This is a genomic window from Ruegeria sp. BE10 (genome assembly GCF_056538905.1).
Genome location: NZ_JBQFTX010000005.1, coordinates 277,875 through 290,638, shown reverse-complemented (window position 1 = coordinate 290,638; position 12,764 = coordinate 277,875). Strand labels below are relative to the sequence as shown.

14 protein-coding genes are annotated in these 12,764 nt (G+C 60.9%); 8 read left to right on the top strand and 6 right to left on the bottom strand.

All coding sequences use genetic code 11. The features are described from left to right. The 4 genes from lspA to ACR0M2_RS13790 all read right to left on the bottom strand — a co-directional run bounded on the left by lspA (position 1) and on the right by ACR0M2_RS13790 (position 5,169). On the bottom strand, positions 1–471 hold the full coding sequence (lspA, locus tag ACR0M2_RS13805) for a signal peptidase II (protein WP_170349816.1): 471 nt from the start codon (positions 469–471) through the stop codon (positions 1–3). Beyond that, positions 471–2,060 carry a bifunctional phosphoribosylaminoimidazolecarboxamide formyltransferase/IMP cyclohydrolase gene (gene purH / locus ACR0M2_RS13800; protein WP_480638237.1) on the bottom strand — a complete coding sequence of 530 codons (1,590 nt, stop codon included), beginning with the start codon at positions 2,058–2,060 and terminating at the stop codon, positions 471–473. The genes lspA and purH overlap by 1 nt, the downstream gene beginning before the upstream one ends. 22 nt (positions 2,061–2,082) lie before the next feature. After that, positions 2,083–3,822, bottom strand: coding sequence for a heparinase II/III family protein (locus ACR0M2_RS13795; protein WP_480705567.1), 1,740 nt, complete (start codon positions 3,820–3,822; stop codon positions 2,083–2,085). 90 nt (positions 3,823–3,912) lie between these two features. Continuing rightward, the gene (locus ACR0M2_RS13790; protein ID WP_480705565.1) at positions 3,913–5,169 is read right to left on the bottom strand and encodes an RsmB/NOP family class I SAM-dependent RNA methyltransferase; all 1,257 of its coding nucleotides are present in this window, start codon (positions 5,167–5,169) and stop codon (positions 3,913–3,915) included. Positions 5,170–5,258: 89 nt separating this feature from the next. Between ACR0M2_RS13790 and ACR0M2_RS13785 the strand changes: the two genes are divergently transcribed. Further along, positions 5,259–5,453: a DUF1674 domain-containing protein gene (locus ACR0M2_RS13785; protein WP_170349812.1), complete on the top strand. Its 195-nt coding sequence runs from the start codon at positions 5,259–5,261 to the stop codon at positions 5,451–5,453. A gap of 4 nt (positions 5,454–5,457) precedes the next feature. Here the strand turns inward: ACR0M2_RS13785 and ACR0M2_RS13780 are convergent, their stop codons facing one another. Next, a complete protein-coding gene (locus ACR0M2_RS13780; protein ID WP_480705563.1) occupies positions 5,458–6,312 on the bottom strand; it encodes a LysR family transcriptional regulator in 855 nt (284 codons plus the stop codon). Positions 6,313–6,411: 99 nt separating this feature from the next. Between ACR0M2_RS13780 and tmpA the strand changes: the two genes are divergently transcribed. The 4 genes from tmpA (at position 6,412) to ACR0M2_RS13760 (ending at position 9,755) form a co-directional block, all read left to right on the top strand. Beyond that, positions 6,412–7,548: a 2-trimethylaminoethylphosphonate dioxygenase gene (tmpA, locus tag ACR0M2_RS13775; protein WP_170549880.1), complete on the top strand. Its 1,137-nt coding sequence runs from the start codon at positions 6,412–6,414 to the stop codon at positions 7,546–7,548. Beyond that, on the top strand, positions 7,545–8,135 hold the full coding sequence (gene tmpB / locus ACR0M2_RS13770; protein ID WP_170360711.1) for a (R)-1-hydroxy-2-trimethylaminoethylphosphonate oxygenase: 591 nt from the start codon (positions 7,545–7,547) through the stop codon (positions 8,133–8,135). The genes tmpA and tmpB overlap by 4 nt, the downstream gene beginning before the upstream one ends. Further along, entirely contained in the window at positions 8,132–8,800 is a 669-nt protein-coding gene (locus tag ACR0M2_RS13765) for an ureidoglycolate lyase (protein ID WP_170360713.1), read from the top strand. The genes tmpB and ACR0M2_RS13765 overlap by 4 nt, the downstream gene beginning before the upstream one ends. Positions 8,801–8,897: 97 nt before the next feature. Next, entirely contained in the window at positions 8,898–9,755 is an 858-nt protein-coding gene (locus ACR0M2_RS13760; RefSeq protein WP_170360715.1) for a hypothetical protein, read from the top strand. 6 nt (positions 9,756–9,761) lie between these two features. Here ACR0M2_RS13760 and dapB read toward each other — a convergent pair whose 3' ends face one another. Continuing rightward, positions 9,762–10,571, bottom strand: coding sequence for a 4-hydroxy-tetrahydrodipicolinate reductase (dapB, locus tag ACR0M2_RS13755; protein WP_480658587.1), 810 nt, complete (start codon positions 10,569–10,571; stop codon positions 9,762–9,764). Positions 10,572–10,660: 89 nt separating this feature from the next. Here dapB and rbfA point away from each other — a divergent pair, with 89 nt between their 5' ends. From rbfA to truB, 3 genes are read left to right on the top strand one after another with little or no spacing between them, the layout of a single operon-like run. Then, positions 10,661–11,056 (top strand): 30S ribosome-binding factor RbfA, encoded by a 396-nt coding sequence (rbfA, locus tag ACR0M2_RS13750; RefSeq protein WP_170349805.1) that lies wholly within the window; start codon positions 10,661–10,663, stop codon positions 11,054–11,056. Next, complete coding sequence (locus ACR0M2_RS13745; protein WP_226689112.1) at positions 11,053–11,796, top strand: phosphodiester glycosidase family protein; 744 nt, start codon at positions 11,053–11,055, stop codon at positions 11,794–11,796. The genes rbfA and ACR0M2_RS13745 overlap by 4 nt, the downstream gene beginning before the upstream one ends. A 54-nt stretch (positions 11,797–11,850) precedes the next feature. After that, complete coding sequence (gene truB / locus ACR0M2_RS13740; protein ID WP_480705561.1) at positions 11,851–12,756, top strand: tRNA pseudouridine(55) synthase TruB; 906 nt, start codon at positions 11,851–11,853, stop codon at positions 12,754–12,756. Positions 12,757–12,764 lie beyond the last annotated feature (8 nt).

The following is a 12,764-nucleotide window of genomic DNA, read 5'->3' as shown; positions in this document are numbered from 1 at the left end:
TCACGAGGGCTTTTTGCCATCGAACAACACAAGTCCGAAAGCACCCGCAAAGATGAACACATCGGCCAGGTTGAAAACAAACGGATTGTTGAGGCCGCAACAGGACATGTTCAGGAAATCCAGAACATAGCCGTACAGCACCCGATCCACCACATTCCCAAGCGCGCCACCAATCAGCAACCCGCCGCAAAACAACATCAGCTTGGACGGGGTTGTCCGCATCAGCCAGATCAGCACGCCAATCGCAACAGCCAGCGAGATGCCGATCAGCACCCAACGGGCGGTATCGCTGTCGCCTTGGAACAGGCCGAAATTGATGCCCCGATTCTCACCGTATTTGAACACCAAGAGCGGCGGCAGCACGTCGATATTGCCCTCGGCCACACGCATCACGTGAACGACCAGATACTTACTGATCTGGTCGATCGCAAACGCGGCCAGCGCGGCCCAGAGCAGAATACGAGAGCGCATCAGTGGCGGAAGTGGCGCATGCCGGTGAAGACCATTGCCAATCCGGCCTCATCCGCGGCCGCGATCACCTCGTCATCACGCATTGAACCGCCCGGCTGGATGACACAGGTCGCACCAGCCTCAGCGGCTTCCATCAGCCCGTCAGGGAAGGGGAAGAATGCATCAGACGCAACGGCCGAGCCGATGGTGAGCGGCTGCGGCAAGCCGAGCGCGTCGGCCATGCGTTCGGCCTTCTTGGCGGCAATCATGGCAGAGTCCAAGCGGCTCATCTGGCCTGCACCAACGCCAACAGTCGCGCCATCTTTCACGTAAACGATGGCGTTGGACTTAACGTGTTTCGCCACTTTCCAGGCAAACAGCAGGTCGCGCATCTGCTCTTCGGTCGGCGCCTTTTTGGTGACGACCTTCAGATCGTCCATGCCGACAAAACCATTGTCCTTGTCCTGCACCAGCAGACCGCCCGCTACCTGACGCACGGTCTTGCCGCCTGCGGTCACGTCCGGCAGAGCTTCGGTGGTCAGCAGGCGCAGGTTCTTCTTGGCCGCGAAGATCGCCTTTGCTTCATCCGATGCACCGGGGGCGATCACGACTTCGGTGAAAATCCCGGTGATTTCCTGTGCGGTTTCCGCGTCGAGCGGTTGGTTCAGTGCCACGATCCCACCAAAGGCCGAAGTACGATCGCAATCGAATGCCGACTTATACGCGTCCAGCAAGGTCGCGCCTGTGGCAACACCGCAAGGGTTGGCGTGTTTGATGATCGCACAGGCCGCACCTTTTGCAGGATCGAACTCGGCCACCAGCTCAAATGCTGCGTCGGTGTCGTTGATGTTGTTATAGCTCAGCTCCTTGCCCTGGTGCTGAACGGCGGTCGCCACACCCGGACGGTTGGTTCCATCAGTGTAGAAAGCCGCCTGTTGATGACTGTTCTCACCATAGCGCAGGGTCTGTTTCAGTTCACCGGCAAAGGCGCGGCGCTTGGGCGCATCAAGCTGCAGTGCGTCGGCCATCCAATTCGAAACCGCGGTGTCGTACGCTGCGGTCCGGGCGTAAGCCTTTTGCGCCAGCCACTGGCGGAAACCGTAGGATGTCTTGCCGTAATTCTCTTCCAACTGATCCAGGAGCGAAGAGTAATCCTCGACATCCACTACGACGTTCACAAAGGCATGGTTCTTGGAGGCCGCACGGATCATCGCAGGGCCGCCAATATCGATGTTCTCGATGCACTCGTCATAACCTGCGCCTTTGGCCACCGTCGCCTCGAACGGATAGAGGTTCACAACCAGTAAGTCGATCGCGCCAATACCATGTTCATTCATCGCAGCCACGTGGCCGTCGTTGTCGCGCAGCGCCAGCAGGCCGCCATGCACCATCGGGTGCAGAGTCTTGACCCGACCATCCATCATTTCGGGGAAACCGGTGATCTCGCTGACATCCTTCACCTCAAGCCCTGCATCACGCAGCGCCTTGGCTGTACCGCCAGTCGATAACAGCTCGACCCCACGTTCGGCCAGCGCCTTACCCAGCTCGATCAGCCCGGTCTTGTCGGAAACGGAAAGCAACGCGCGGCGCACGGGGTGAAGATCGGTCATGGGTCCAAAGGTCCTTTTGGCGTCAGTCAAACTCGGGCTCGTCCCGGTGCAGATCGCGCACGGCATAGGCTGTATCCTGAGCCTTACTCAGCGTCCACCGGGTGCGGGTCGCATACTCCATTGCGCGCCCGGATAGAACGATCTGTTTTGTCGCGCGTGGCTTTAAACGGCCTTTTTCAAGGTAAACGCTTGGTTCAACGGATAATTTTCCCACGCCATCATGGCGGAAAATCCAAATTTCGCCGCTTTTGAGCGCCATCGACACCGCCGCGCCGCCCAAATCAATGGCCGCATCCACGTCTGGATGCAGGTGAAACCGGATATCAAACCCGATCCCGTTCAGGCCCGAAGCGTCCAGCGCCCGGTCAAACTGCCGCTTGGCCTTGTCGGTAGCAGTCAGCAGAATATCCTCGCCCGTCAGTTCTCGCCCATCAAATCGCAGCTCGAACGTACGCGCATGGGTCAGACCGAACACTTTGGTATAGCCGTCATGCCCGACCATAAAGCGGGTGCCTTCGAATGCCTCTTCGAAATCAATCGGCACGTCTTGCGGTGCATCGACCAAAGCCTCTCGTTCACCTCCATTCCCCGCTGGTGCCAAACGCGCGCTAGAATAGCCATCCAGGCACAGGGTCGAATGCGAAGGTGTTGCGCGCCCGGCTCGCCGCCATTCCGTTCCGAAACTTTCGCCTGATCCGCAGTTCACAATCAGTGGCCGCCGCCCCGAAGTTAGCTCAAACGCCAGTGTCGAGGCATGGGCATTATAAGATGCAGCCCCCTTGGGCGGCACGTTAGCATCGACGATCACGCTGGTCCGGGCCGCGTAAAGCCGTGCAAACCCCATCGCCAACCCAGTTGCGTGTTGCGGGCGAACCCCGCTTTGAGCCAACGCCTGATCCAGCCGCCCTTCGATCCCGCGCCCGCCGCCATGAAAGCGGGCCAATGCGCCGTCTGAATGGCGCAGGCTGCGCAGCGTCGGCGCCATGCGTTTGATCGCATCGGCCTGCGCGCCGGGGGTGCCCCGCCCCTGATCGCTCAGCGCGGCCGAGGTCCAGGACAGCAGGGTAAACACCTCAAGCAACTCTTCAGGGTTGCGAGTGGAAATACCGCCCTGCGCGTCGATCTGCCTTTCGCATTCCTTAGCCAGGGCGCGCAGGGCCGGGTCGGCCATCTGCTCCAACCCTTTCAGCGCCAGTCCGGCCTGAACCAGACCGGCCAGAGCCTCGAACCGGGGCAGGCCTGGCGTGGCCGCTTTCCAGCGTTTGGACAGGAACCAGGTTTGCTGCGCCAGCGCGCGAAAGAACACAGCGCTCTGCTTGTCATCCATTCCGCGCAGAAGGAAGACAGCGTGGTTGATCCAGCGCATCACCCGTCGGCCGGTCAGATCGGGTGCCCAGCCCGGCCCTTGCCCGCGGCCATGCGCATCGATCCAGCCCCACACCCAGCGCTGCGCCTTTTCTCGCGCGCGCATGTCACCGACGGCGGCCAGATCATCCAGCCAGGCAAAGCCGTGACGTTCACTGTCAAAACCGGTGCTAGGCGCCGTCACGTCCCACAGGCCGGTATCCTGTGCCTCGACCAGATACCCGGCAAACAGCAGATTTCCGGCAACCAACTGCCGCCCCCGGGCAAACGATCCTACAGTGCGCGGTTCAGGCTCGGTGACGAAACCGGCAGCGGCCTTGCGCCGCTGGCTGAGCCGCGCATACAGACGGTTCTGAAACCGCGTCCACCGGTTTGTCATGGTATCTGAGTTTGACATGACGCTCGTTACTCTGCCTCTCACGCTCTGCTGGCGCCTGAGACCCAACGATAGACCGGTGTGATCGTCAAGTCATCGAAAAGCGTGCCATCAGGCTGATTTGTTCAGGCAGGCGATATAGAACCCGTCCATGCCACCGCGATCCGCCCAATAATCGGGCCGCAGACGCAGGCCTCCTTCTTCGGTGATCCAGCTTTGATCCACCCCGGTCACGTCCAGCGCGGTGCGGTCGATGCTCATGTCAGGATATTGTTCCAGCGCCTCTTCGATCTGCACCTCGCCTTCGTCAGGCAACAGGGAGCAGGTGCAATAGACCAACCGTCCGCCGGGTTTCAGCAGGGTCCAGGCATGGGCCAGCATCTGCGCCTGCAATTCAATCAACCCGCCGAATTCCGAGCCGTCCTTGGCAAAGGGCAGGTCCGGGTGGCGCCGAATGGTTCCGGTGGCCGAACAGGGTGCGTCCAGCAGGATCGCGTCATACTGGCCCTGATGCTCCAGCGCGTCACCAGCGATGACTTGCGCTTGCAAGCCAGTGCGTTTGAGGTTCTCGCGTACTCGTTCCAACCGCGATTCTGAGATGTCGAGAGCCGTCACCTTGGCCCCGGCAGCCGCCATTTGCAGCGTCTTGCCGCCCGGTGCAGCACACAGATCCAGCACGGTTTCCCCGGGCTTTGGTGCCAGCACACGCACCGGCAAAGCCGCCGCCGCGTCCTGCACCCACCAGTCGCCCTGATCAAACCCCGGCAGGTTTGAGACCTGCCCCGCATCCTGCATACGCATCGACCCGGTCGGCAGTGCCTCACCCGGTCCCGTGGCCCCCGGTTTCAGTGAGAGGTCCAGCGGTGCGCCAGTGAAATGCGCCTGCTCCATGCCTGCAACGGCATCAGTGCCCCAGGCCATGATCAGCGGCGCGCGCAGCCAGTCCGGCAGGCGCGGCACCCGCATTTTGGGCCAGGCTTCCGGCCCTTCGGCGGCAACCTTGCGCAGCACAGCGTTGACCAACCCCTTGAGCCGGCCATGTTTGCGCGACCGCCCCACAATTTCGACCATCGAGTTCACGACACCATGCGCGGCCTCACCCTGGCACAACTCAACCGCGCCCAGGCGCAGCGCGTTATGGACGGTCAGAGCAGGCGTCCTGTTAAGGTGATTGTCCAGAAGACGGTCAGCTCGTTCCAAACCGCGCAGGGTTTGCAAGGTCAAACGCTGCGCCCGCGCGCGGTCCTCGGGGGCCAGTCGATCCAACGCGCCTGCGGCCAGACATTCGGACAACAGCCGCCCCTCACCCAATATCTGATCCAACAGATAGATCGCGCTGCGTCGCGCCGCTGTTGCGTTGTCGGACATGAAACCGCCTTTGATGTGACTCTCGTCCGCATTGCCAAAGGCGGACGGGGGCGTATATCAAGCCCGTGCCCGGAAAGGAACCCGATGTCATGCCCGACACCACGAATGACGACCACAAAGACCTGCCCCCCGCCGCCCAGCGCGCCCTGGCCGAGGCGGAAGAACGCCGCAGCAAGGCCGAGGCAGAAGCAAAAGAGATGCCCAAGGAACTGGGCGGGCGCGACGGCCCTGATCCGGCCCGCTATGGCGATTGGGAAAAAAAGGGCATCGCCGTCGATTTCTGATTGATCAGCCCTGAAGGGCCTGCAGAAAATCGGCTATCAGGGCACGCTGTTTTTTCGATTTGACCCGCTCTTCGGGCCAAGTCAGCCAATAGCCGTCTTTGGTCTGCAAATCGGGCAGATCCAGCCGACACAGCCGACCGGCCTGCAAATCCGTGCTGGCCAGAGGCACCGAGCCCAGCACCACTCCAATCCCCTGCCGGGCCGCCGAAATGGCATGTTCCATCGAATCGAAACTGATCTGTGACGGCGGCATCTCGCCATGCCCCGTCTTACGCGCCCAGTCCCGCCACGCCGGGCGCTCGCCACGCAGCTCAATCAGCGGCACCCCCCATTTTATACCGGGCGCGGCCATCGGCACCAAAACCTCGCGGGCGATCAGGGCCGCATCCCGACCGGGCCAGGCCCCACGCCCATAGCGGATTTGCAACCAGGTCCGCTCCTCATCCAACGACGACCGGCGCGCCACCGAGTCGGTCATCACCCGCACATTGGGTCGCGTTTCCTGAAACCGGGCAAGCCCAGGCAGAACCAGCGCGTGGATGTTCGAAGACAGGCCCGCGACGCGTAGCTCTTGCGGGGATTTGCCGAACAAATCTTCGGTGTTGCGCTCCAACGCCTGCAAACTCTCTTGCACCAGCGGCAGATAGCTTTCGCCTTCAACCGTCAGTGACACGCCTCGTGCCTCGCGCACGAACAGGGACCGGCCCAGCCAAGCCTCCAGGTTACCGATCCGCTGACTGACGGCTGCCTGTGTCAGCCCAAACTCTCGGGCGGCGGCGGAAAAACCACCCAACCGACCGGCGGCCTCGAACACGCGCAGCCAATCCAGCGGCGGCAATCCGATCTTTTTCTTTGCCATAAGATTTTCCAAGCCTCAGCCGAAAGAAGGATTAATTGTGGTAATGCCACAAGAGGCGTATCTGCTCAATCAAAGCCCGCGCTGAACAGGAGACCCCCCATGCTGCGCACTGCCAATCACGATACTTCGGTTGTGACTGTTGAATTTGACACCGGAACTCAGGCCCGTTTCCACGCGATCTGGCTGCGCGATAATGCGCTGGATCCGGAGACACGCGCGCCCGGAAACGGTCAGCGTCTGATCACCATCAGCGACATTCCCGCCGACATTTCAGTCAGCTCCGCCGAGATCAGCAATGGCGATCTAACGGTCACTTTCCAGCCCGAAGACAAGACCGTGACCTTCCCCGCCGCTTGGCTGGCCGATCACGTCTATGATTGCGCCCGGTCCTTAGAAACAGGCCGTGTCGCACATGGCATCACCACGTGGGAACGCGGCATCGAAGCGCCAAGTGCTGATTGGGGTGAAGTCCACGCCAATCCCGCCGCCAAGCGCGGCTGGCTGGCTGCAGTGGCCGAGTTCGGCTTTGCCAAGCTGACCGGCGGCCCGACTGAGCCGGAATCACTGCTGAAGGTGGCCGATCTGTTCGGCTACGTCCGCGAAACCAACTATGGCCCCTATTTTGAGGTTCGGACCGAGGTAAACCCGACCAACCTAGCCTATACTGGCCTTGGTCTTCAGGCGCATACTGACAACCCCTATCGTGACCCGGTGCCGACGCTGCAAATCCTCTATTGTCTGGAAAACAGTGCCGAAGGTGGCGATTCCATTGTAGTCGATGGCTTCCGTGCCGCCGAAAAACTGCGCGATCAGAACCCCGAAGGCTTCGCCCTGCTGGCAGGCTATCCCGCGCGATTTGAATACAAAGGTTCGGACGGCATCTGCCTGCGGTCTCGCCGCCCAATGATCGAGTTGTCGCCGGACGGTGAGCTAGTCGGCATCCGATTCAACAATCGGTCTTCCGCCCCGTTTGTTGACGTGCCATTCGACCAGATGGAAGCCTACTATGCTGCCTATCGCCAACTTGGCGAGATCATCGACGATCCGGCCATGGGCGTGTCGTTCAAGCTGGAACCGGGTGAAAGTTTCATCGTCGACAACACCCGCGTCCTACACGCGCGGCTGGGCTATTCCGGCGCAGGATCGCGTTGGCTACAAGGCTGCTATGCCGACAAGGATGGATTGCTGTCGACGCTCGCAGCGATGGACATGGCGCAACCGGAGGCAGCGGAATGAAACCCGATTTCTCAACCCTCAACCGCGACAACATCGTGGCCTTTATCGGGGATATCTTCGACCGTCGTGGTGGCGAGGAATATCTGGGTGAACCGGTCACGATGGCAGAACACATGCTGCAAGGCGCCACAATTGCCGAACAGAACGGCCAGTCCGAGGAAATCATCGTTGGCGCGCTGCTGCACGATATCGGCCATTTCACATCCGAGTTCGGCACCTATCACCCCGACGATACCGAGGATCGCCACCATGAGGATGCGGGGGCCGAAGTTCTGGAACAGTTCTTCCCGTCAGTCATCACCGATTGCTGCCGCTATCATGTGGCGGCCAAGCGCTATCTCTGTGCCACCAAGCCTGACTATTTCAACCGTCTGTCCACGGCTTCGGTCCATACACTGGAACTGCAGGGCGGACCAATGAACGCCGAAGAAGTCGCGGAATTCGAGGCGAACCCGAACCTGAAAGAGATCATTCAGGTCCGCTATCTGGACGAAGCGGGCAAGCGTGCGGATATGAAGACGCCGGATTTCACCCATTTCGCGCCGATGGTGCAACGCATGGTCGACAAACATCTGGGGGCGGCATGAACGCCCCCGAATATATCTTTGAGGCCAGTTCAAAGCCGTCCCTGCCCTGGCATGAGGTGCCCCTGATCCGGGCCACAGACGCGTCGGTCAAGGGCTATGGCTGTCTGGTCGATGACCCGGACGGCTTCGAGATCGAAATCTCTCGCTGGCCCCAACAGGGCTGGCGCCCCATCGACGAGGGCACCGGCGATGAAGGTGGCTGGGTTGAGGGCACGTTCAAATGCGACTGGCAGGGCGACGTTCTGTATGGTGAGAACGAGGCGGTTAAAGGCCATTATGTTTTGGGCTGGTCCGCCGACCCGCAACAGGCACAGACCGACCAGCAAACCGCACCGCGTGATCAAGTGCTGTTATGGCATATGAACTATCACCCAGACGGCGGACAGATGTTCTGGCCGTTGGACAACAAGCCCTTCATCGTTCCCGCTGCGCTGCCCGGGGACAATTTGACCCCCGAAAAGGTGGTCGCGTTCTGGTGTGACGGCTCGCGCGGCCTCTATATCCATCCCGGTATCTGGCACGAAGGGATTTTCCCCGTCGAAGACAATCAACGTTTTCTGGACCGGCAGGGCCGGGTTCACGCAAGGGTCAGCGCAGATATCGGCACAGAATTCGGTGTTTATCTGGCCTGCCCGCTGCGTGAAGATAAGGTGAAGGATCTGTAACTGCACCTCAGGAAGCCTGTCTTCAGAAACCCTTAACCCTTAGCCCAAACATCTGTGATACTCTGATGCCACGTCCAACAGGCACGGGAGGTATCCGATGGGATGGAACAGGCGCAAAGTTGTCCAGCTGGGAACCGCAGCAACGGTCGGAACCTTGTTGCCGCGCGTGGCAACAGCAGCGGAAGACCAGAATGCGGCGTTCGAACAGGAATTCAGCACGACGCTGGATCATCTGAGAAAAACATTCTCGGGGCTTGGGTTCAACGAAGCAGCGCCACTGTCCGTTGCTTCCGGGCGCGATGACTATAACGAGGGGCTGCGGCACGATTTTGACCAATCCGCGCTGCCCTCGAACGCTTTTGTCATTCAACCGTTGGCTCGGGTTGCCGATGTCAGTGAGAAATCTCGTGCGGACGTGTTGCCACTATTTCATGAGGTCGGCTGCCATCCCGCAGACACAGACGGTCAAGCAACGACGCGTCTGATGATGCGCATTTTGACCGAAGCCTTCGATCTTGACCCCACCCGCATTGCCTTTGTCAGCGTGCCGCAGTCCGAGGATATGCGCACGGTGCTGGACGAGATGGCCCTACCCTTTACCGAAAAAGTGCTGCTGCGCGATGAGATTGAGGCCCTGGCCGCCCGCGATGCCTCGGGCTTTTTCTTTCCTGATCCGTTTGGCGATGCCTACATCGTGACGATGGGCGTCTATTACCGCGTCGGTGATACGGATGAACTCGCCCCCACGGCCTATCCTCCGTCCGCCAACTGGACCGAGATCGGCGAGATCGTGATCGGAGGTGAGGCCGCGCCCCTTGGCATTTCCATCGGGGCCGAGCGCCTGACCTATGCCCGGACCGGCCAGTACCCGACATGGGATCAACGATTGGGGCTGCTCTTTGCAACGGCAGAACAGGATGGTGCAGAACCGCCCGGTCTGGCCGCATTCCGCTAAACGGGGTTACAGCCCCAGCACATCCACCATGTCATACTGGCCGGGGGCCTTGCCCTGCCCCCATAGCGCCGCCTTTAGGGCACCGCGAGCAAAGATGGCGCGGTCGGTGGCCAGATGGCGCAGAACGATGCGTTCTCCGGGGGCGGCGAACAGCACGTCATGCTCGCCGACGATGTCGCCACCGCGAATGGCGTGGAATCCGATGTCTCCGCGTTTACGGGCCCCGGTGATCCCGTCGCGGCCCCGGTCGGACACGTCGGACAGATTGACACCGCGCCCTTCGGCGGCGGCCTCACCCAGCATCAGCGCAGTGCCCGAGGGCGCATCGACCTTGTGGTGATGGTGCCCTTCAATCACTTCGATGTCGAAATCCTCATCCAGCGCGGCGGCAACTTTCTTGGTCAGTTGCACCAGCAAATTGACCCCAAGGCTCATGTTCCCGGCCCGCACGATAACGGCATGGCGCGAAGCTGGCTCCAGCGCTGCGATCTGCTCATCCGACATGCCGGTGGTGCCGATCACGTGCACGCAGCGCGCCTGCGCGGCCAGCGCGGCAAATTCCAGCGTCGCTTCGGGTGCTGTGAAATCGATCACTGCCTGCGCCTGCGCAAATGCCTCAAGCGGGTCATCGGTCACGGTGACGCCCAGCGCTTGACCGCCCATGGCCGTGCCCACGTCCTGACCGATCCAATCATGGCCTGTACGCTCGACCACACCGACCAAACGCGCCTGATCGCTGTCGGTGACGGTCTTGATCAGCATCTGCCCCATACGGCCCGAAGCCCCTGTGATTACGATCCCCGGAATATGGGTCATTGCGCTGGTCCTTTCTAAAGTCGGCTCAAAGCCTCCTACCCGGTTCGCGCCCGCTTGGCAAAGCCCAGCTTTGCGCTTAGATCGGGGATATGGCAAAGAACAAATTCCACGATGGCCCCGGCCCCTCCCAACGACAGTTGCGCGTCGGCGAACTGATCCGACGCACCCTGTCCGAGGTTCTGGCGCGCGGAGATGTCCACGACCCCGACCTGAACCGCATGTCAATCACTGTAGGTGAGGTGCGCACCTCGCCCGATCTGAAGATCGCCACCGCTTATGTGCTGCCCCTTGGAGGCAAAGGGCAGGAAGATGTGATCGAACTGCTCGCTCGCAACAAGGGCGAGTTGCGGCGCGTGATCGGCAAAAAGCTCAACCTTAAGTTTTCGCCCGATCTGCGGTTCCGTCTGGATGATACTTTCGATCGTCTGGACGACACCCGCCGCATGTTCAATCAGGACGCGGTGCGCCGCGATCTGGACGAGTGATCCGCACACTGGTCACGTTGGGCGCGGTTTTCTGGGCCGTGCAGGCCGGCGCGGTCACCTGCGAAAAGCTGACCCACGAGAATAAGCGGTATACCGTTTGCGAGGTGGACGCCGCCAATGAAGACCTGCGCCTGTTTCTGAACGACGAAAATGACGACCTGCTGGGGCATTTCTCATCGGTGAACGAGGCGCTTGAACCCAGTGGAAAGCGTCTGGCCTTTGGGATGAACGCCGGTATGTATCACGACGACCGCTCGCCCGTCGGCCACTATGTCGAAGAGGGCGAAGAGGTCATGCGCGTGATCCCGAATCCCGGCCCCGGCAATTTCGGCCTGCTGCCCAACGGCGTGTTCTGCATCCGCGACGGTCGTGCCGATGTGTTCGAGACGCTGGATTTCGTCGAACAGGCCCCCGACTGCCGGTTTGCCACCCAATCCGGCCCGATGCTGGTGATCGACGGAGAGCTACATCCACGCTTTCTGCCTGACTCGACCTCGCTCTATGTGCGCAACGGGGTGGGCACCAGCGCCGATGGCACGCGGGCGGTGTTCGCAATCTCGGATGACTACGTCACTTTTCATGAATTCGGCAGCCTTTTCCGCGACGTGCTGGAAACGCCGAATGCGCTGTTCTTCGATGGCAATATTTCACGCATGTACGACCGGGCCAGCAACCGCTCGGACGTTGGCTTTTCGCTGGGACCAATCGTGGGTGTGGTCGAAGACACACCGGGAAATTGACAGGACCCGGGTGATCCGTTAGGTCGCGCGCCTCAGCAAAGGGCAAGGTGCAAGATGGGACGTAAACGCAAGGGTCGCGACATTTCCGGCTGGCTGGTGGTGGACAAGCCTGCGGGCATGACCTCGACCGCGGTGGTCAACAAGGTACGCTGGGCGATGGACGCGAAAAAAGCGGGCCATGCAGGCACGCTGGACCCCGAAGCGACCGGTGTTCTGGCAGTGGCATTGGGGGAGGCGACCAAGACCGTTCCCTACATCACCGACGCGCTGAAAGCCTACACATTCACTGTGCGTCTGGGTCAGGCCACCAATACCGACGATGCCGAGGGCGAAGTGATTGCACAAAGCGATGCGCGCCCCTCGGATGAGGATATCAAACAGGCGCTGGCCCCTTTTTTGGGTGAGATCATGCAGGTTCCGCCCAAGTTCTCGGCAGTGAAAATTGACGGCCAGCGCGCTTATAAGCTGGCCCGCGATGGCGAGGATGTGGAGCTGACCGCCCGCCCCCTATGGGTTGAGGAACTGATCCTCGTCGACCGCACCGATGAAGATCACGTCGTACTGGAAATGACCTGTGGCAAAGGCGGTTATGTCCGCTCGATCGCCCGCGATCTGGGGGCGGCACTGGGATGCCACGGCCACGTCAAGGTCCTCCGCCGCATCTGGTCCGGCCCGTTTGAGGCCGAGGACGGTTTGAGCATCGAACAAATCGACGAAATGGCCAAGACAACCGCGTTGGACGAGTATCTGCATCCGCTGGAAACCGGTCTGTCGGATCTGCCCGAACTGAAATGTACCCCCGAAGGGGCCAATCGCCTGCGCAACGGCAACCCGGGTATGGTGCTGGCCTCGGACGTGGAATACGGCGACGAGGCATGGGCCTCGCTGGATGGCAAGGCTGTGGCCGTGGGCATCTATAAATCCGGCGAATTGCACCCCAGCCGGGTGTTCGTCGCCTGAGCCACGTG